At 67.8% G+C, this 19729-nt stretch carries 17 protein-coding genes and 1 tRNA gene; 9 read left to right on the top strand and 9 right to left on the bottom strand.

Annotated elements, in window-relative coordinates; translation table 11 throughout:
* Positions 1-12: 12 nt before the first annotated feature.
* The 3 genes from QT386_RS05855 (at position 13) to queA (ending at position 1620) form a co-directional block, all read left to right on the top strand.
* Positions 13-420 (top strand): protease inhibitor I42 family protein, encoded by a 408-nt coding sequence (locus QT386_RS05855; RefSeq protein ID WP_289272809.1) that lies wholly within the window; start codon positions 13-15, stop codon positions 418-420.
* Positions 421-492: 72 nt separating this feature from the next.
* Positions 493-580 (top strand) — tRNA-Leu (locus tag QT386_RS05850).
* A 20-nt stretch (positions 581-600) separates the two neighbouring features.
* Positions 601-1620 carry a tRNA preQ1(34) S-adenosylmethionine ribosyltransferase-isomerase QueA gene (gene queA / locus QT386_RS05845; protein WP_367401397.1) on the top strand — a complete coding sequence of 340 codons (1020 nt, stop codon included), beginning with the start codon at positions 601-603 and terminating at the stop codon, positions 1618-1620.
* 138 nt (positions 1621-1758) lie between these two features.
* Here queA and QT386_RS05840 read toward each other — a convergent pair whose 3' ends face one another.
* From QT386_RS05840 to QT386_RS05815, 6 genes are all read right to left on the bottom strand, one after another.
* Entirely contained in the window at positions 1759-3144 is a 1386-nt protein-coding gene (locus QT386_RS05840) for a metallophosphoesterase (RefSeq protein WP_289272807.1), read from the bottom strand.
* Positions 3145-3159: 15 nt separating this feature from the next.
* Positions 3160-5310 carry a TIM-barrel domain-containing protein gene (locus QT386_RS05835; protein ID WP_289272806.1) on the bottom strand — a complete coding sequence of 717 codons (2151 nt, stop codon included), beginning with the start codon at positions 5308-5310 and terminating at the stop codon, positions 3160-3162.
* Positions 5311-5423: 113 nt separating this feature from the next.
* A complete protein-coding gene (locus QT386_RS05830; protein WP_289272805.1) occupies positions 5424-5963 on the bottom strand; it encodes a hypothetical protein in 540 nt (179 codons plus the stop codon).
* A gap of 68 nt (positions 5964-6031) precedes the next feature.
* On the bottom strand, positions 6032-7258 hold the full coding sequence (locus QT386_RS05825; protein WP_289272804.1) for an ATP-binding protein: 1227 nt from the start codon (positions 7256-7258) through the stop codon (positions 6032-6034).
* A 2-nt stretch (positions 7259-7260) separates the two neighbouring features.
* Entirely contained in the window at positions 7261-7944 is a 684-nt protein-coding gene (locus tag QT386_RS05820) for a response regulator transcription factor (RefSeq protein ID WP_289272803.1), read from the bottom strand.
* A gap of 14 nt (positions 7945-7958) precedes the next feature.
* Positions 7959-8831 (bottom strand): DUF4382 domain-containing protein, encoded by an 873-nt coding sequence (locus QT386_RS05815; protein WP_289272802.1) that lies wholly within the window; start codon positions 8829-8831, stop codon positions 7959-7961.
* A 131-nt stretch (positions 8832-8962) separates the two neighbouring features.
* Between QT386_RS05815 and gstA the strand changes: the two genes are divergently transcribed.
* A complete protein-coding gene (gene gstA, locus QT386_RS05810) occupies positions 8963-9571 on the top strand; it encodes a glutathione transferase GstA (protein ID WP_289272801.1) in 609 nt (202 codons plus the stop codon).
* A gap of 476 nt (positions 9572-10047) precedes the next feature.
* Here gstA and QT386_RS05805 read toward each other — a convergent pair whose 3' ends face one another.
* Entirely contained in the window at positions 10048-10527 is a 480-nt protein-coding gene (locus tag QT386_RS05805) for a hypothetical protein (protein WP_289272800.1), read from the bottom strand.
* Positions 10528-10536: 9 nt separating this feature from the next.
* A complete protein-coding gene (locus tag QT386_RS05800; RefSeq protein ID WP_289272799.1) occupies positions 10537-11415 on the bottom strand; it encodes a DUF4382 domain-containing protein in 879 nt (292 codons plus the stop codon).
* Between the two features lie 155 nt (positions 11416-11570).
* Here QT386_RS05800 and QT386_RS05795 point away from each other — a divergent pair, with 155 nt between their 5' ends.
* The 4 genes from QT386_RS05795 to QT386_RS05780 all read left to right on the top strand — a co-directional run bounded on the left by QT386_RS05795 (position 11571) and on the right by QT386_RS05780 (position 16088).
* Positions 11571-12293, top strand: coding sequence for a response regulator (locus tag QT386_RS05795; protein ID WP_289272798.1), 723 nt, complete (start codon positions 11571-11573; stop codon positions 12291-12293).
* Positions 12290-13534, top strand: a complete 1245-nt coding sequence (locus QT386_RS23355) for an ATP-binding protein (protein ID WP_289272797.1) — start codon at positions 12290-12292, stop codon at positions 13532-13534. Before QT386_RS05795 ends, QT386_RS23355 begins: the two co-directional genes overlap by 4 nt.
* 92 nt (positions 13535-13626) lie before the next feature.
* A complete protein-coding gene (locus QT386_RS05785) occupies positions 13627-14823 on the top strand; it encodes an NHL repeat-containing protein (protein ID WP_289272796.1) in 1197 nt (398 codons plus the stop codon).
* The gene (locus QT386_RS05780; RefSeq protein ID WP_289272795.1) at positions 14820-16088 is read left to right on the top strand and encodes a hypothetical protein; all 1269 of its coding nucleotides are present in this window, start codon (positions 14820-14822) and stop codon (positions 16086-16088) included. Before QT386_RS05785 ends, QT386_RS05780 begins: the two co-directional genes overlap by 4 nt.
* A gap of 45 nt (positions 16089-16133) precedes the next feature.
* Here the strand turns inward: QT386_RS05780 and QT386_RS05775 are convergent, their stop codons facing one another.
* Positions 16134-17546, bottom strand: coding sequence for a wax ester/triacylglycerol synthase family O-acyltransferase (locus QT386_RS05775; protein ID WP_289272794.1), 1413 nt, complete (start codon positions 17544-17546; stop codon positions 16134-16136).
* A gap of 241 nt (positions 17547-17787) precedes the next feature.
* Between QT386_RS05775 and QT386_RS05770 the strand changes: the two genes are divergently transcribed.
* The gene (locus QT386_RS05770) at positions 17788-19725 is read left to right on the top strand and encodes a DUF1302 domain-containing protein (RefSeq protein WP_289272793.1); all 1938 of its coding nucleotides are present in this window, start codon (positions 17788-17790) and stop codon (positions 19723-19725) included.
* Positions 19726-19729: the final 4 nt, after the last annotated feature.

The following is a 19729-nucleotide window of genomic DNA, read 5'->3' as shown; positions in this document are numbered from 1 at the left end:
GAGGGGTCCCGAATGCGTAAGCTCATCCTCACCGGCCTGCTGGCGGCCGTCTCCCTGTCCGGCTGCGCCATGATGGGCCCGGCCAAGCCGGTGGAACTGGCGGCGGCCGATTCCGGCAAGACCGTCAGTCTGGCGCCCAAGCAGGCGCTGCGACTGAACCTAGTGTCCAACCACACCACCGGCTACCGCTGGATCTGGGCCAACCCGGTCAACCCGGTACTGGCCAAGTCGGGCGAGCCAGTCTATACCCCCAGCGAATCGGCCCGTGACGGCATGGTCGGCGCCGGCGGCACCGAGACCTGGACCTTCCTGCCCACCGCCTACGGCGAGACCACCGTGCGCATGGAGTACCGCCGCCCCTGGGGCATGCAGACCCCGGCGGAGAAGGTGCTGACCTATACGGTTAAGGTAGAGAAGTAAGGCCAGCCAAAGGAAAAACGATGGGGGAGCCGACGTTCCCCCATCGGGCCGCTATAATGCGCCCCCCTGCCTGCCCGGGTGGCGGAATCGGTAGACGCAGCAGACTCAAAATCTGCCATGGCAACCCCATATGAGAGTTCGAGTCTCTCCCCGGGCACCACTTCTTCGGTCGTCGGCGCGATGCGCAAATCGGATTTCCACTACGAGCTGCCGGACGAGCTGATCGCCCAGCACCCGGCGGCCCGCCGCTCGGCCAGCCGCCTGCTGCATCTGCAGGCCGGTGGCAACCTGGCCGACCGCCAGGTGCGTGAGCTACCGGAGCTGCTGCGGCCCGACGACCTGCTGGTGTTCAACGATACGCGCGTGATCCCGGCTCGCTTGTTCGGGCGCAAGCCCAGCGGCGGCAAGGTGGAGATCCTGGTGGAGCGCGTGCTGGACGAGCACGAGTTCCTGGCACAACTCGGCGTCAGCAAGAAGCCCCAGGCCGGTGGCCTGGTCGAGATCGGCGAAGACCGCCTGACGGTGCTGGGCCGCGATGACGACCTGTTCCGCCTGCGCTACGAGGGGCCGGGCACGGTCATGGATTTCCTGCAGCGCGCCGGTCGCCTGCCGCTGCCGCCCTACATCACCCACACGCCCGACGGTGAGGACGCGGAACGCTACCAAACCGTGTTCGCGCAGAACCCCGGCGCGGTGGCGGCGCCCACCGCGGGCCTGCACTTCGACGAGGAGCTGCTCGCAGCGCTACGCGCACGCGGACTGCGCACGGCAACGCTGACGCTGCACGTGGGCGCGGGCACCTTCCAGCCTCTGCGCGTGGACGACCTGAGCCAGCACCGCATGCACAGCGAGCGCTACGCGCTCTCCCCTGCCCTGGTTCAGGCCATCGCCGATACGCGTGCCCGCGGCGGCCGCGTAGTGGCGGTGGGCACCACGGTGACGCGCGCGCTGGAATCCGCTGCGGTGCAGAACGGCCTGCAGCCCGGCGAGGGCGAGACGCGGCTGTTCATCACGCCGGGCTATAAGTTTGCGGTGGTGGACGCACTGCTGACCAACTTCCACCTGCCGGAGAGCACGCTGATGATGTTGGTCAGCGCTTTTGGCGGCTACGAGCGACTGATGGCAGCCTACCGTCACGCGGTGGTACAGCGCTATCGCTTCTTCAGCTATGGCGATGCGATGTTGATCGAGAACGGCTGAAAAGAAGCAGATGCCGGGCTGATCCCGTCTCCAACGGGTTTCAGCAAGCTCCCACCCTCAAGCCTCTCCCCGCCTGCAGGGAGAGGGAGAATAACCTGCAAGCCATAGGCCTGCGGCGGAACCGTTCTCACCTACTGCCTAGGCGTGCTCGTGCCAGATGGCTTGGTGCAGATGCCTGGCGTTACGCAGGCGCGTATGCGCCTCGACGTAGCGCCAGTTGGCGCCGCTCTGGGCCATCAGGGTGCCGGCGTCGCGGATCGGCAACACGGCTTCGTTGCGGGCCTGCGGTGAGCGTGCGGTCAGCTCGAACTCGTCGATCAGGGTCAGCTGGCTCGAGGGCTGCAGGTCGGGCGTGTCCACGGCCCAGGCCTGGGCCTTGATGTGGCGGCCTTCCACGGCATACTCGATGAAGCTGTAGCGCAGGTGCTGCGCGGCGCTCCAGGCGCTCTGGCCGCTGAAGCTGCGGATGCCGACGCCGCCACCGCCGCCGCAGACCTGCACGTAGCCGGTCTCGCGCGGCTGGCCGAAGGCCATGGCGCGCGAGCGCTGGTATTCGTGGTCATGCCCCACCAGCAGCAGGTCCACGCCGTAGCGCAGCAGGATGTTCTCCTCCAGCAGCACCAGTGTGGGATTGTTGGGGCTGCGGCCTTCCTCGTCGGTCCAGATGGTGAAGTGCTGGACGAAGGCGATGAAGTCGATCTCGCCGCGGGCGCGGCGCAGCGCGGCCTGGGCCAGTTCGGTCTCCAGCCACAGCAGCTCTGCCAGCAGGGTGCCGTCGGCGATGAAGGCGCCGCCGGTGGAGACGATGAAGCGCACGTTGTTGAAGTCGTAGGCGTAGTAGCGACCGTTGCCGGGCTGTGACAAGCGGGTCTTGTAGGCGGAGCCGTTGCCGTCCTTTTCCTCGTGGTTGCCGGCGGCGCACAGCACCGGCAGCGAGGCGCTCATGTGCTCGATCTGGTTGAACCAGGTGTCCCAGATCGGCTGGTCACCATTGGCATAGGACAGGTCGCCCGCGATCAGCACGAAATCCACGCCACGCCGCAGGATGCCCTCGCGCACCAGGCGCGAGAATTCGCTGGTGCCGTGATCGCCGAAGTGGGCGAAACGGAAAGCACCGCGCGGCATCGGCTTGAGCGTGTAGGTGGCGGACAGCGAATCGCCGCCGTGGCGCACGCGGTACTGGAGCGGCCGCTCCGGGTCATAGCCGGTGAGCTGCGCGCGGTGCGTGAGCACGTCGATATCGTAGGCCTGCGAAGCCGCGGCACGCGCGGTCTTGCTGAAGTCGCCCTGGCCGAACTCGACCGCGCCCTCCGACGCGTTGAGGCCGTCGGTGAACCAGGTGACGGCGCGGGTGGTGTGCGGATCGCCGGTCCAGCTGACGTGCAGGCCACGGGCGATGTTGTTGCGGCCCGGCGGCGGATTGGAGCCGCCACCGTTGATCGGAGAAGAAGAGCTGCCGCAACCGGGCAGCCAAGGGGCCAGCAACAGTGGGGCGCCGGCCTTGAGAAGATCGCGTCGTTTCATGATGGGGTATCGGCTTTAGGGAAGCTCGGCGGCTGCGGCACCGGAGGGAAGCTGTGCGCCCTCGCGCACGAACAGCGGCACCTGCTCCAGCGGCGCGAGTACCGGTATGCGCCGCGGGCCTTCCTGCACCGCGCCGGTCCAGAAGTTGATCCAGCGCCCCGGCGGGATGAAGACCATGCGCAGGCCCGCCGGCAGGCCACCTTCAAGCAGCGTGGTGACCGGGGCGACGAGGATGTCGGGGCCGAACAGGTACTGGTCGTCGGCCTGCAGCGCCAGCGGCTCGTCGGGGTATTCATAGGGCATGGGCCGCACGATGGGCACGCCCTCGCTGATGGCCAGGCGCGCGGCGCTGTCGATATAGGGCACGAGGCGGTCGTGCAGCACGGCATAGCGCCGATAGACGCGCACGCTACGCTCACTGACCCACCAGGGCGGCACCGGTGTCTGCATTACCGGGGAGAAGGCGCCGAGCTGGGTCCAGCGGATGTAGAGGCTCTCGCCCGGTGTTAGCAGCGGGATGCCGCCGGCGGGCTCGCCCATGTCCTGGCGCAGTCCGGCGTAGCCGCCGATGTCGGAGCCGTTGTAGGGAAGGCCGCTGGCCGACAGCGATAGCAGCGAGCGCAGTGCCTGCGTCAGGCCCAACTCACCGAAGAAGCTGCCGTTGTCTGCCGCCCAATGCCCGGCCCAGCGACCGGAGCCGTTCCAGCCGCCGCGGGCAAAGATGGCGAAGTCGCCGCCCGGCCGCTCGGCCAGGAAGGATTCGAAGATCGCCTTGTGATACCGATCGACGTAGGCGTTGTGGTTGAGCCGGTTGGGCAGGCCGTTGTGCCAGATGGAATCCTCGGAGAGGTCTTCTTCACCGCGGTCCACCTTGACGCCGTCGACACCGCGGCGCACCAGTCGGCGCAGGCCGTCCTGCCACCAGGCCACGGCATCGGGATGGGTGAAGTCCAGGTGCGGGTCGATGCCGCGCGCCGGGTAGTAGGTGGCGTCGTTGCGGTCGGGGCGCGTGCCCTCGACGACCCAGCCCTTGCCGCGCGCGAGGGTCTCGTAGTCGCCGGTGACGAAGGGCGATAGCCAGACCATGAAGCGCACGCCCTGGTCGCGCACTTCGCGGATCAGGGCGTCCGGGTCCTCGAAGCGCGCGGGGTCGAAGTCGAAGCTGGCCTTGCCGGCGTCCCAGGGGTTGTCGAGCCAGACGGCGCCCAGTGGGATGTCGCGCTCGCGCATGCCGTTGACCAGGCGGCGCACGGTGTCGGTGGTGGTGTCGGAGTCCTGCCAGACCATGGGGCGCCAGGTCCAGGACGGCGGCGTCCACTGCGGGCGGCCGGCACGGGCAGTGTGGGCGCTGAGGATGTCGCGCGGGCGGCCGCGGTACAGCACCAGGTCCAGCGTGTCGGTCTCCTGGGCGATGCGCAGGGCGTCGTCGCGCTCGGCTCTCTCGGCGAAATTGATCTCGCCGCGTGCGTCGGACGGGCTCCAGGCGCCCCAACCGCAAGGGCACCAGAAGAAACTGGCGGCGATCTCGTTGGTGGAGTTGGCGCGGTTGGAGCGCGGGCCGTGGCTGATCCACAGCGGCAGGCTGCTGCCGCGCAGGTCGAAGGAGGAGAAGCGCTGGCCTCCGCCGAAATAGTGCTGCGAATCCGGGCTGTCCCAGGCGGTGGAGACCGCCTGCACCGCCGTAGCGTGCGGACGGAAGCGCAGCTCCAGCGCCCCGTCGGCGGCGAAGCGATAGCGCAGGCCGGCGCCTCGGCCGTCGCTGGTGCGCGCCTCGATCTCCAGGGCGTCTCCAGCGAGACGCCAGCTGCCCAGGCCGGTGACACGCTGCCATCCTACGGCGGTGAGATAGGCCAGCGGGCGATAGGAAATCTGCGGCAGGCCGGGATAGGCCCGGTCGATACCGTCCTGCTTGTCGTTGAAGCGCTCGTAGTCGGGATTGGCGATGGAGTCTGCGCCGGAAGGAGCAGCATCGCCGACGATGATCCCGCGGGAAACGCGCCACTGCGTACTCCAGCCCTCACGGGCGAAGCGCAGCTCGCTGCGGCCATCACCGACGATCAGTTCACCGCCCTGCTCCACCGCCTTGAGGCTGGAGACGGAATTCCCGGAGGAGGATTCCGGTTGCGACGACTGGCAGGCCGCCAGGCCGAGCACAGCCAACAGCATGCTCCCCAACCACCTGCCCGACATGACGTCTCCCGAATCGAAGCGGGAACGCTAAGGCGGCTGTTTGACAGTACCGTTACCGCGGCGCGCGGAATGCGCCGGTGGGGATGTATTTACCAGCGCATCATCGGCATGGGGCTCCACGGCCGCGTCAGCAGGCGCCGCGCGGTGAGCTGCACCAGGCGCCAGTGGAACCCGGCGTCGGGTAAGGCTGCTTTCACCGCACGGCGGAAGTCGGCCGCCACGCCGTAGCCGACGAAGCTGAACAGTACGTCGATCCAGTCGGCGCGGCGCAGGGCTTCCACCGGCCCGGTCTGCGCGCCACGCCAGGACGTGATCTTGTGATGCTGCTGGATCATGGCCTCGACCAGTTCCACATCCAGGTCCGACGCCCGCGCCGCAACCCAGTCGCGCATCCGCTTCGCCGAGGGGTCCAGGTAGTCCCAGGTGCCGTCGGTCCAGATGCCGATGTCGTGGAAAGCCAGCGCAACGGCAGCGTGGCGCTGCTCCTGCTCGTCCGGCGTGCGCTGCCAGCAGTAGTAATTGAAAACACGCAGGCAATGGTTGCGGTAGGCCGTCATGTCGGCGCCCAGGACCGAGGCGTGTTCGTGCAGCAAGGAGTCGAGCAGGTCGTGCTGCAGGATGGGTTGCATGGGTTCCCTTCGGGTGCCTGAGGCGCAGTAGGCCCTGACGGCGGGCCTGAGCCGATCATAGCCCGGCTTCAGGCGCGGCGGTAACGCCAGGTGGCGCGAGCGCCGCCTTCGCTGCGGTTCTCCAGGCGCAACTCCCAGCCATAACGCTCGGACAGGGCCTTGGCGATATAGAGCCCCATGCCGGAACCGCCTGCGCGCGCGTGGAAACCCGGCTCGAACAGATGCGGCAGGGCGTCCTTCGGCACACCCGGGCCTTGGTCTTCCACCACCACGATACCGTCAGCCATGCGCACCATCACCTGCCCTGTCGCCGAGGCCTGCAGGGCGTTGCGGAACAGGTTGGTGAAGACCACGCGCACGGCGCCGGGCGGTGCCACGAGGGTGTCCGGCAGGAGTTGCCAGTGCACGCGCGCCTCTGCCGCCTCGTCCATGTGCGGCTCGGCGGCCTGCGGCAGCATTTCCTCCAGCCGGAGATTGGCCAGCGGCGGCGATTCGCGTGTGCGCGACAGGGCCAGCAGGGCGTCGAGGATTTCGCGCATGTCGCGGGCGCCACGCTCCAGCCGTTGTAGCGGCCGTTGCGCCGTCTCGTCCACGCGCTCGCGCAGCAACTCGGCGGCGGCGGAGATCACCGTCAGCGGGCTGCGCAGTTCATGGCTGGCAGCGGCGGAGAAGGCACGCTCGCGCTCGATCAACTGCTCGATGTCTTCCAGACGCCCGTTGAGCGCGTTGACCACCAGGTCCAGTTCCTCGTCGGCGCGGGGCACGGAAATGCGCAAGTGCCGCTTGCTGGGATCCAAGACGCGGACCTGTTCCAGCAGCTCAAGGTAGGGCTTGAGAACACGATCGGCCGTGCGATCCGCGGCGATCCAGGTACCGAGGAAGACCAGCAGCGCGGTGATGGAGACGCCCATCCACAGCCAGGATTCACGCTGCTCGACGAATGCCACGGGATAGGCCAGGTAGGCCTCGTCCCCAGGGGCGACCTGCCGCTTGTAGATGCAATAGGGCACGCCATCGACCTCCACCGGCTCGGTGATGCCCTCGGGCAGGCCCTGCAGTTCCGGCGGCAGTTCGCCGGTGCGGGCCGGCCGGAAGTACTTGAGCGCCGAGGCCTGCTGCTCCTGCGGCTGCGGCACGATATCGGCCTCCAGCATCGCGTCCATCTGCTTGGCCAGCATGTCGTTGATGGCGGCATCCTCGATCGCCTCGTCGGCGACATAGAGAGCTCCGGCCCCGAGCAGCGATGCCGCCACCGACAGGCCCAACACGATCCGGCGCACACGCTGGCGCAGCATGCTCAGGCTCCTTCGATATCGGCCAAGCGGTAGCCGACGCTGCGGTAGGTGTGCAGCAGCTTGCGCGGCTGGTCGCGGTCGATCGCCTCGCGCAGCTTATGCATGTGCGCGCGCAGGAAATCCTGGTCTGGCGGCTGGTCACCCCAGAGCAAGTACTCCAACTCCTCGCGCGGCACGATGCGGTGCGCATTGCGCAGCAGGTGTTCCAGCAGCTTGCCCAGGGTCGGCGACAGGGGGATCAGGCGACCGGAGCGGCGGAGCTCGCGGGTGCGGGTATCCAGCACCAGATCACCCGCGGTGAGTTGCGGCGTGGCCACGCGGTTGGTGGCGCGACGGTGCAAGGCGGTGAGGCGGGCGTAGAGCTCCGCCAGCTCGAAGGGCTTGACCAGGTAGTCGTCGGCACCGGCGTCGAAGCCGGCGACCTTGTCGGGTAGCGTGTCCAGCGCCGTGAGCATCAGCACCGGAGCGGTCAGGCCGTGCTCGCCGCGCAGGCGCGCGCACAGCGTGGCGCCGTCCATGCGCGGCATCAGTCGGTCCAGCACCAGCACGTCATAGGTTTCCTGCGTGGCCAGGCGCATCGCAGAGAGCCCGTCGCGGGCATAGTCCACGGCATGACCACGCTGCTCCAGGTATTCGCCGATCGACTCGGCGATGTCCGCGTGATCCTCGACGATCAGGATGCGCATGGCGTCAGCGAATCCTAGAAATCGCGCGTGACCGTGCCGCCCTCTTCGATCTGCACGAGGAAGGCATCGCGGAAGACCAACGTGTCCTGCCTTGTGAATGGATCATCCAGCTCCGCCTTGCAGGTGTAGGCAACGGTGTACTGGCCGACGGGCAGGCCGCGGAAGCGGTATTGGTAGTCGCCGCTATTGCCGCTGCGCTCGACACTGGCGGAGACCAGCGGGGAAGCCGTCTCGAAGTCCGCGGCATAGTCGGTCAGCTGGCTGCGGCGATCACCCCGATACAGGTACATGGCGAAGCCTTCCTTCTCGCTACCGGCACAGGGGCCGCTGGCGACGTAGTCCTCATCCACGGTACCCGTGAGCGTGCCGGTATCGCTGGCGCGAGCCGCGGTGGCAGCCTGGCGCAGGCGGTAGAGGTTCTCCGGCTGGGTCTGGCGCGAGAACGAGAAGCGCAGGTCCAGCACCGCCAGGATGGTTTCGCTTTCGTCCTCGTCGTCCGACAGCTGGACATCCATGTCGGCGCCGGGCTGCAGGTCGGTCAGGCGGATCGGGAACTCGCCGTCTTCGGTCTGGATCTCGGCGTCGCGGTCGCTGAAGATCAGGCGCAGCTTGCGGTAGCGGGCCGCCGGCACTTCCTCGCCGCCGACCAGGCTGAGCAGTTCGGTGCCCTGGAAATCCAGCAGGTCGACCAGGCGGTCATCGGTCTCGATGCGATAAGTTCCCCCCGCATCATCCTGCAACTCCACCGCCTCGATGCGCACACTGATGCGCTCGGCGTCCACCGGCCGGTTGACCGTGGCCAGGTTGATGTCCAGGGTGGATTCGCAGGCGGCCAGGGCGAGGACCAGCGACAGCAGGCACAGGCGCAGCAGGTTTTGGGTCTTCATGGAGCGAGTGTAGCGGCCAGCGGGGGTTCAGTCATTTTGAAGGTCCCCTTCAGGAAATTCCGGTTTTGCTGCTCCGGGCAGGGGCCTATGCTGCGCTCCATCCCACTAACCAGAACACCCCAGGAGATCCCATGAAACTGTACTTTGCCCCCGGCGCCTGCTCCCTCTCCCCGCACATCGTCCTGCACGAAGCCGGCCTGGCCGCGCAGACCGAGAAAGTAGACCTGGGGAGCAAGAAGACCGCCTCCGGCGTCGACTTTACCCAGGTGAACCCGAAGGGCTATGTCCCCGCCCTGGTGCTGGACGACGGCACCGTGCTGACCGAAGGCCCGGCCATCGTGCAATACCTGGCCGACCAGCGCCCGGCCGCCCGGCTGGTGCCGGAGAACGGCACGCTGCCGCGCTACCAGTTGCAGGAACTGCTGAACTTCATCAGCACCGAGATCCACAAGAGCTACAGCCCGCTGTTCAAGCCGAACAGCACGCCGGAGATGAAGCAGGCCTTCATCGACCTGCTGAATCGCCGCTACGACACGGTGGAGCAGATGCTGGCCAAGCACCAGTACATCGCCGGCGACCAGTTCACCGTGGCCGACGCCTACCTCTTCACCGTGACCGGCTGGAGCCGCGTGCTGAAAATCGACCTGCTGTCCTCGCGGCCGAACCTGGCGGCGTACATGGAGCGCGTGGGTAGCCGGCCGGCCGTGCAGAGCGCGATGCGGGCTGAGGGGCTCATCTGACGCGCTTTGGCCATGCCTAAATGGCATGGCCAGCGTCAGATGAGCGGGCGGCCATGGATGGCCGCCCAGGGGTTTAATCAGGTGGCCCAAGTCCCGCCATGGACGGCGCCCCTACTGTTCGGCACGTTGACCCGATGACCAAATCTCATCGCCAGCACTAGATCAACGGGTGGCCATGGAATGTTTGGCATCGCTGAGGCATGACTCGATGTCATGCCGAAGCAAGCCAAACATGCCCAGGGATCCTTCAGGTAACCAAGGTCCCGCCAGGGATGGCTATTCCGTTTCTCATCGCCCGGATAGTCGCCCGAGCTCGTGCACCCTTCGACAGGCTCAGGGCGAACGGCTTGGGCTGACAATTTGACCCTCCTGCCCCTCACCTCGGCAACTGCTCCATGCGTTGCCCTAGCTCGGGCGTCCATGCCCTCGCCAACCCTCTACCCACAAGCGGGGAGAGGCAGTGTCAGGGCAACGAGCTAAAACGCCGGCGGCGGCGGCATCAGTTCATCCGCCTCCAGCACTCCATTGCCATCCACATCCATCCGCGGGAAAGCCTCGTCGGCCTGGGCCTGCACCTCGGCCAGGTCCAGCAGGCCGTCGCCGTTACGGTCCCGCGGGGCCTGCGGCGAGACGCCGTGGGCGCGCACCATGCCCGGTGGAGGACGTGGGCGATCCTGGCCCTGTCCGGTCGGGGGCCCGCCACCAGGGCCATCCAGGCGCAGCACGAAGCGGCGCGGACCGAACTGCTTCTGCTCGGAGGCGTCAAGATAGCCGTCGGAGTTGCGATCGGCGAAGCGGAAGCGGGCGGCGGTGCCCTCGCGCCACTCGTTGCGGTCGACCTGGCCGTTCTCGTCGTAGTCGGCCGGCAACGGCGGCTGGGCCAGGGCGGCGCCCGACAGGGCCAGCAAGGCGAGCAGCAACAGGCCGACTTCCAGGGAGGGGTTGATGGTCAGCATGGGGAACTCCTATTCGGCGGTGAAGGCAATGCTGCGGGTCTCGCCGGCGTTCACGGTGGCGTTGCGGCGCTGCAGGAACCCCAGGTCGTCCACGATGGCCGGGCGCTCGCTGTCGGCGTCGCAGGTCAGCGCCAGGGTGTAGTCGCCCTCGGGCAGGTAGGCGAAGCGGTAGCGGTAGCCACCGTCGCCGTCGTCGTAGACCGCGGCAGCCGATACCGGCTGGATGCCGGTGATCCGGTTGCGGGCGTAGTCCACGGGGGTAACGCCGGTACCCTCGTAGGCGTAGACGCTGACCCCGCGCAGCAGGCTGCGCCCCTGGCGACAGTCGGCGTCCTCGACCAGGGCGTTGGCGACCTTGCCGGAGACCTCGCCGGCATCCTCCGGGTCCATGGCCCGCAGGACCGGGACCAGGGCGTAGTTGCCCAGGGTGGAGAGCTGGTCGTCCAGCGAGAAGCGCAGTTCCAGGTCCAGCAGCAAGCCGGCCTCGTCGTCGTCGCCGACATTCAGGTCCAGGTCGGCGTACGCCTGGGTCCCGGGGGCGACGATGGGGACCTGGCTGCCATCGCTGCGCCCCACGTAGGAACCACTGTCCGCAAACACCAGTTGGGCGCCGACATAGCGGGCGGCGGGAACCTCCTCGCCCTCGGCCAGTCTGAGCGTCGAACCGTTGCGGTACTGCAGCAGGTCGACATCGGCATCGACGTTGATGGTGACGCGATTGCCGTCGTCCTTGAGCAACTGGATGCCGGTCAGGCGCAGTACGACCGACTCGGCCCCGTCGATCGGGCCATCCGTCAGGTCGACATCGAGCTTGGCCTCGCAGGCGCACAGCAGCGGCAGGCAGGCCAGCAGGGGGATACAGCGTTGCAGCGACAGGGGGTCAGGCATTCGGCAGGGGCCATGGAGGAGTTGCGGCGAAGGTATCGGCCGCCACCTATCCGGGTCCGCCCCGCATTTGTCGCAATTCGTATCAGGCTGTATCCGGCTCGGGCAAAACCCTTTCACCGTTTCCATTGCGTACCTAGGCTGGTCCGATCATGTCCATGAACCCCAAAGTCTTGCTCGTCGACGATGACGAGCGCCTGCGCACCTTGATCGCGGGCTTCCTGGTCAAGCACGGGATCGACGCCGAGGGCGTCGGCACCGCCGCCTCCGCCCAGCGCTACATCCAGCGCGAGTCCTACGACCTGGTCGTGCTGGATCTGATGCTGCCGGACGGCGACGGCATCGCCCTGTGCCGCCGGCTGCGCGAACTGGCCCCGTCCACGCCGGTGATCATGCTGTCGGCGCGCGGCGACGATGTGGACCGCATCATCGGCCTGGAGGTCGGCGCAGACGACTACCTCGCCAAGCCCTGCAATCCGCGCGAGCTGGTGGCACGCATCCACTCGGTACTGCGTCGCACGCGGCAGCGCGGCACGCCTGGATTGCCCACCACCCGCGAGACCTTGCGCTTCGGAGAATTCGAACTGGACCTGTGGAGCCGCGTGCTGAAGCGCGATGGCCTGCCGGTGCGCCTGACCACGGGCGAGTACCAGTTGCTGGAAGCGCTGGCGCTCAACGCGCGCCGCGTGCTGGGCCGCGACGAGCTGCACCGCATGGTGTCCGGCAACCGTGGCGAGACGCTGTCCCGCTCCATCGACCTGCTGGTGTCGCGGCTGCGCCGCATCCTGGAGCCGGATGTCGCTGAGCCGCGCTACATCCAGACGGTCTGGGGTCGCGGCTACATCTTCGTGCCCGACCATACGGTGGTGGCGGCGCCGTGAGCATCAGCCTGCGCAACTGGGTCGGCCTGATCGTTGCCGCGGCATTGCTGGCCAGCCCCTTGCTCAACTTCGCGCTGCTGCGCGTGTTTCCGCCGGACGACCTGCTGCTCCGCACGATGCCCGCCCCCCCTCCCCCGCCCACCGGCGAGCGGCGCGAGGAGGCGGGTGCCGCTGCGGCCATGCCGGCCACACCGGTGGCTGGCATGGCCCGCATGGGCTTCGCCGGCGGCCCGGGCACCGGCCTGCTGGGGCTGCCTGCCTCGGGCTTCCAGATGCCCCTGCGCACGCGCGTGGAGGTATTGCGCAGCGATGCCGGCGAGCCCGGTGTACCGCCGGTGGTACGGCGCATCAGCGGCGTGCCCTCGCCGGAGCACGAGGCGGCGATCAAGGCGATGCGCCGGCATTTCACCTTGGTCAATCTCGCCACCATCGGCATCCTGATGCTGGTGGCGGCATTGCTTCTGACCCTGCTGCTGCGCCGCCCGGTGCGGCGGCTGATCGAGGGCATCGGCGATATCGAGCGAGGTGCTCCCCCTTCCGTCACGCCCGGTGGGCCCAAGGAGTTCCGCCTGATCGGCGAGGCGCTGCAGCGCATGAGCGTGAAGCTGCGCAGCAGCCTGCGCGAGCGCGAGCTGATGCTGGCCGGTTTGTCGCATGACATCCGCTCGCCGCTGGCACGGCTGCAGGCCGCCATCGAACTGCATGCGGCCGATCACCCGGGTGACTTCAACCCGATGATGGCGGACATCCGCGACATCGATCATATCGTCCACCAGTGCATCGACTTCGTGCGTGACGGGCAGGACGAGCCGCTGGAAAGCCTGGAGCTCGACGCGCTGGTGCGCACGGCCCTGCAGCGCCACGAGGGCCTGCAGCTGGATCTCGATTGCCGAGGACTGCAGGTGGGCGCGCGCCGCCTGGGGCTGCTGCGCCTGGTCCGCAATCTCGCGGATAACGCCCTCGCCCATGGACTGGCGCCGGTACGCGTGGTGACGCGACGCGACGGCGAGCAATTGCGCCTGAGCGTGGAGGATCATGGCCGTGGCATCGAGCGGCAGGAGTGGCAGCGCCTGATCGAGCCCTTCGAGCGCGGCAACCGCGCGCGGGATGGGCGCGGCGCAGGCCTGGGACTGGCGATCGTACAGCGCGTGGCATCCGCGCATGGCGCACAAGTGGAACTGCGCGAGCGCCGTGCAGACCGCCCGTTCGCGGTGGAACTGTGCCTGCCGCTGACGGCCTGAGCGCCTTCGACACAATTCCATACAAAGCCTTGCAGCCGTAGCGCGACGGTCCGGGAAATCATGGGACTCCCCACTATTCCCCGGAGAAATCGATGTCGGCGACCCCGTCCGCGCGCGGCCTGCGCTTAGCCGTTCCCACCCTGCTGCTGTTACTGCCGGCCCTGCTGGCGGGTTGCGGTGGTGGCAGCGGCGGTGACGACGATCTCGACCTGATCGAGGCCTTCGGTCTCTACGGCCAGGCCGACTACACCAAGAGCGCCCCGAACCGCGGCGCCTCCACCGCCGGCAACACCCTGGCGCAACCGCTGGGCAACGTCGCCAGCGACGGCACGCGCCTGTTCATCGCAGACACGGCGAACAATCGCCTGCTGGGCTTCACCGCGGTCCCCTCCAACCCGGATACCGCCGCCAGCTTCGTGCTGGGCCAGTCCAGCGCCACCGGCAACACCCCTGCCACCGCGCGCGACCGTCTGGCGCTGCCCAGCGCCGCCTTCATCGGCGAGGGCAAGCTGGTGGTGGCCGATTCCGGCAACAACCGCGTGCTGATCTGGAACACGATCCCGACCGCCGCTGGCGCCCTGCCGGACGTGGTGGTGGGCCAGACCGACTTCGTCTCCTCCACCTCGGGCACCAGCTCGACGCGCCTGGCCTTCCCGACCTCGGTCGTGATCGCCAACGGGCGCCTGGTGGTGGCCGACCAGAACAACAACCGCGTGCTGGTCTGGAGCAGCGTGCCGACCGCCAATGGCGCCGCCGCCGACTTGGTGCTGGGCCAGCTGGACTTCACCAGCCGCCTGGCGGATGACGAGGCCGAGGAGATGAACAAGCCGGCCGGCGTCTGGAGCGACGGCTTCCGCCTGCTGGTGACGGACTCCGGCAACAACCGCGTGCTGTACTGGGCACTGTTCCCGCAGCAGTCGAGCGCCGAGGCCGACTACGTGATCGGCCAGAGCGGCTTTAGCCGTTCCTCGCCGGGCAGCTCGGCCTCCACCCTGCGCGCACCCTTCGGCATCGGCTCCGACGGCACCCGCATCTACGTGGCTGATTCCGGCAACAACCGCGTGCTGCGCTACAACGCCTTCCCGCTGGAGAACGGCCTGGCCGCGGGCGAGGTCTACGGTCAGGACAGCTTCACTGCCGTCACGCCCAACGACGCGGACCAGGATGGCGACAGCGACGATACACCGGCCAAGACGACGCTGAGCGGCGCGTCGGGCGCGTTCATCTACAGCGGTGTGCTCTACGTCAGCGACCGCAACAACAACCGCATCCTGTTCTTCCCCCAGTGAAGCGACCGGCAACGAGGACGGCGGCGGCTCCGGCCGGCGCCGCGCTCCTGGCGCTGGCGGCCTGCTCAGGCGGCGTCGGCGATGGCCGCGCCCCGGTGAAGATCCAGATCACCTCGGCCTATGGCGGCGATTCGGTGGAGAGTTACGAGTGCGCGGCGGTGCAGCTGGCGGCCCTCGCCACCTTCAGCGGCGAAGGCGACGACACGCTGGAATCGGTGTCGGAACGCAGCACCTGGAGCAGCAACGATACGGGCGTGGCAATCGTCAGCAACGGCGATATCCCGATCCCGGGCGCCACGGGGCTGTACTACGCACAGGGCACGGTGATCGTGCTGCGGCCGGGCTCGGCCACCATCACGGCGGACTACGCCGGCCTGCGTGCGCAGTACGGCGTCAGCGCGACGTCCATCGGCGAGCTGCGCATCACGCCGGAGCTGACACGCATGGCACCGCAGACCAGCCAGACCTTCAAGCTGGAAACCACCACGCTGGAGAGCAGCGTGCCGGTGGACCTGACCAGCGTCGCGTCATGGCAGGTACTGACCACCGGTGCCCCAGTCACCCGCAGCGGCTCGGCCCTGCAGGCACTGACCGGCCCGGTGAACTCGCGTTTCCTGCTGGAGGCGGCGCTGCCGCTGTGCGGGCGCTCGGTGCGGCGGGAACTGCAGCTCAGCAACCTGCGCGAGCTGCAGCTGGCCTACGAACAGGCGGCCGACACCTTCTTGCCGCTGGGCTATAGCGACTACGTGCGCATCTCCGGCTTGTTCGAGGACAGCTCGGCACCGCCGCAGGAATTGGGGCTGCAGGTGACCCGCGACCTGATCGAGGGCGACGAGAGCACTTTCAGTGAGACGGCGGACAGCGCCGGCCGCCTGATCCAGCCCCTGGCCGCCAAGAAGCCCTTCCGCTTCCGCTACGAGCTGGAGTCGGCCGGACTGAGCGTGGACACCCGCCTGATCGAGGCGCGCGACCTGAACCTGATGAGCCTGCGGCTGTCCACCGACAAGGCGCAGCTGGAGTTGCGCGAGACGCTGCAGGCACAGGCCTACGGCCTGTTCAGTGACGGCATCGAGCGGCCGATCCGGCACAACGTGACCTGGACCAGCCGCAATACCAGCGTGGCCACCGTGGGCGCGGGCATCGAGGGCGGCGAGATCACGGCGACGTCGCTGGAGGGCGATACGGTGGTCGACGTGAGCGCCAACGACCTCAGTGGCCTCGGCGGCGAAATCTCGATCCACACTTACCGCAAGAAGCCAGAATGAAGAAAGGGCGGCCAAGGCCGCCCCTTCCTCTTTCGCCTGCCGTCTTCAGCTGCGGGCGCGCTTCTTCTTCGCGCCGCTGGCCGGCGGCGGCATCGCGGCCGCCAGCGCCTCTTCCATTTCGGTCAGGGCCTCGCCGGTGTAGACGGCCAGCCTCTGCAGGCTGGGGATCGCGTCGCGACAGCCGGTGAAGCCGACGGCCACGCGGTCGCAGTAGCCGACCAGGGTGATGTTCAGCGCGTAGCCGTCGAACAGGATCGACATGGGGTACATCGCCTCCAGCTGGGCACCGCGCAGGTACAGCGGCACCTTGGAGGCGACGACGTTGGAGACGGTGACGTTGAAGAACGGCGGCACCTTGGACAGCACGCCGGCCATCTGCCCCAGCAGCAGCGGCGACAGGCCCATCAGCGTGAACTGCTCCAGTGCGGTGGCCGACAGCCCCAGCAGCTGCTGCTTGGTGACGCTGGTGACGCGATTGATGCGCTGCAGGCGCTTGAGCGGGTCGGTCTGGTCGGTGCCGAAGGGGCAGACGAAGCCGGCGACGGCGTTGCCGCCCTTGCCCGCCGGCCGGGGCAGCGCCACTGGGACCGAAGCCAGCAGGGACTTTTCCGGCAGGGCGCCGTTCTCCAGCAGGTAGCGGCGGATGGCACCACCGCAGACGGCCAGTGACACGTCGTTGACCGTGGTGCCGGTGGCGGCGCTGATCGCCTTGATACGCTTCAGGTCCAGCAGCTGGGTGCCCAGGCGGCGCTGCTGGGTGATGGCACGATTGAGCAGGCTGCGCGGGGTCGTCAGTGCGGCGCGGGTGCCACCCTCCAGCCCCGGGGCGCTCATTTCCTTGAGGACCTTGATCAGCTCCGGCAGGGTGCGGATCTGGTGGCCGGCCACCTTGAAGGGCTTGCCCAGGCGGGTCTTCCAGGACTGCGGACGGGGGGCTTCGGCGGTCTCGGCGGCCCGGGGGCGGCCGGGGCCGCTCATATCGGTGGGGTCTTCGCTGAGCCAGCTGCGCACCATCTTCATGCCGCCTACGCCGTCGATGGCGCAGTGGTGGGCCTTGAAGTAGATGGCGAAGCGCCGGTTCTCCAGGCCCTCGATCAGGTGGGCCTCCCACAGCGGGCGACTGAGGTCCAGGGGATGGGAATGCAGACGCGCCACCAGTACGCCCAGTTCGCGCTCGCCGCCCGGATAGGGCAGCGCCGAGTGGCGGATGTGGTAGTCGATGTCGAGGTCGGCCTTGACCCAGGCCGGGGCCAGCTTCGACAGGCGGCCTCGGGCCAGCTTGCAGTCGAAGGGGTGCGGCATGAAGGGCACCGTGCGCATGTGCTGCAGCAGGTCGCGCAGGAAGTCCGGGGAGGCGTTGTCCGGCAGCTTGAAGGTCAGCATGCCGCCCACGTGCATCGGGGTGCGCTTGGACTCCATGCGCAGGAAGGAGGCATCGACGGGACTCAGGTACTGCATGCGGGTCTCTCCCAGGACTTGTCGTTATCGTGTGCCGCAGCCTTCAGAGCCTGTGCCTTCAGAGCCTGTGCCTTCAGGGCCTGTCCTGAGGCGCCATTCAAGATGCCCGATTTCCGAGAGGGCCGCCATACCCGCTTCGCAGGAGACACCCCTAATCTTTTCGGGTGAGGCTAGGCTCAGTCCGGAACTCTACGGTAACGTCTGCATATTCCTAATAAAAGCAGGCTGAGGGGAGAAGATGATGTCCAAGCAGGGAATGGAGGGCGCTCGCACGCGCTGGACCTACGGTCCGAAGCTGGTGGCGGCGTTCCTCGGTGGTGCGGCTCTTCCGGCCATGGCCGGCTCCTTCGATTTCCTGGGCATGGACGGCCAATACCAGGTCCAGGCCGCCTACTCCGCCGCCATGCGCCTGCATGATCCGGACAACCGCATCATCGCCACGGCCCCTGCCGACTCGATCCCGCTGCCGGATTACCTGAAGCTGCCCGAGTCCAACAACTACGACGACGGCAACCGCAACTTCAAGAAGCACTCGCTGGTGAATAATCGCCTGTCGCTGCTGGGCGAAGTCCAGTTGAGCTACGGCGACTACGGCATCCTGTTGCGCGGCGACGCGTTCTACGACGACGTCTATCACCGCAAGAACGACAACACCTCGCCGGCGCCGGACCAGCCGGGCGCGACGATCAACAAGACCGAGCTGCCGACCAACCGCTTCAGCGACGACGCCGAGTACTACGACGGCCAGCGTGCGCGCCTGCTCGACGCCTACGTCTACGGCTCCTGGTACCTGACCGACGAAGCCGCGCTGAACGTGCGCGTGGGCCGCCACATCGCCGCCTGGGGCGAGAGCCTGTTCTTCGCCGGCATCGCACTGGCCCAGTCGCCTGCCGACGCCACCAAGGCGACCGTACCGGGCGCCGACGTCAAGAGCATCCTGCTGCCGGTGAACCAGGTCTCCATGCAGCTGGCACTGAACGATCGCCTGACGATCCTCGGCCAGTACAAGCTCGAATACAAGCCGACCGAACTGAACCCGGTGGGCGAGTTCTTCTCCGTGGCCGACGTGGTGGGCCCCGGCGCCGAGTTCATCTACGGCATCGACAACCCGCTATACCTGGCACAGCTGGCCGACGTGAACCTGCTGTCCGACGACATCCCGGAAGCACTGGACCTGATCAACCGCCTGCTGCTGCCCAACGTCACGGTGGGTACGCCGGTCTACAACGCGCTGGGCGCCATCCTGGGCCGCCTGGATCCGCTGCTGCCCGACCTGCCGCTGCCGAACCTGGAGGCGATCCAGCCGGCCGGCACTCCGCGCTACATCAACGTGCAGCGCGGCCCGGACATCCGCCCCAGCGACTACGGCCAGTACGGCCTGGGCCTGAAGTACCAGCTCACGCCGAACACCAATCTCGGCCTCTACCACCTGCGCTACCACAACACCACGCCAGCTCCGGTGCAGAACTACGGTTCCGCGCTGCTGCTGCCTTCGCCGGTGCCGGGCGGCCCGGACATCACCACCGCGCAACTGGGCCTGCAGGTGCCGGTGACCTACAACGTGAAGTACTTCGATGGCATCCACATGTCGGCGATGAGCTTCTCCACGGCCCTGTTCGGTGCCAACGTCGGTGGCGAACTGATCTACCGCGACGGCGTGGACGTGCTGGTGGACGTGGACGGCGGCCTGCTCGGCCCGGTGCCGACGCCGGTACGCGCCAAGGTCGGCCAGGTCAACGTCAACGCGCTGTACGTGATCGGGCCCCAGTACTTCTGGGACGCCCTCACCGTGGTCTCGGACTTCGGCTACAACTGGGTAATCGACCGTGACGAGGGCTGCGGCCCGACCAGTTGCTCGGACAAGCTGACCTATACCAAGGAAGCCGCGGCCTATTCCTTCCTGTTCATCTTCGACCGCAAGAACATCTTCAACGGCTGGGACCTGCAGGTGCCCGTCACCCACTCCAAGACCGTGCTGGGCCAGTCTTCGCTGCTGTCCGGCTTCGGCTCGCAGATGGGCGAGGACGACTGGCGAGCCAGCATCGGCTTCAACTTCACCTACCTGCAGAAGATCACGCTGGGCGTCAGCTACAGCGGCTACTACGGCACGCCGGACTTCAAGGCCAACCCCTACGCCGATCGCGACAACGTCGGCTTCACCGCGAAGTACAACTTCTAACGAG

The sequence above is a fragment of the Solimonas sp. SE-A11 genome (assembly GCF_030345715.1).
Classification (GTDB): domain Bacteria; phylum Pseudomonadota; class Gammaproteobacteria; order Nevskiales; family Nevskiaceae; genus Solimonas_A.
Note: the sequence above shows the minus strand (reverse complement) of the source record. Positions and strands in the feature narration are given on the sequence as shown.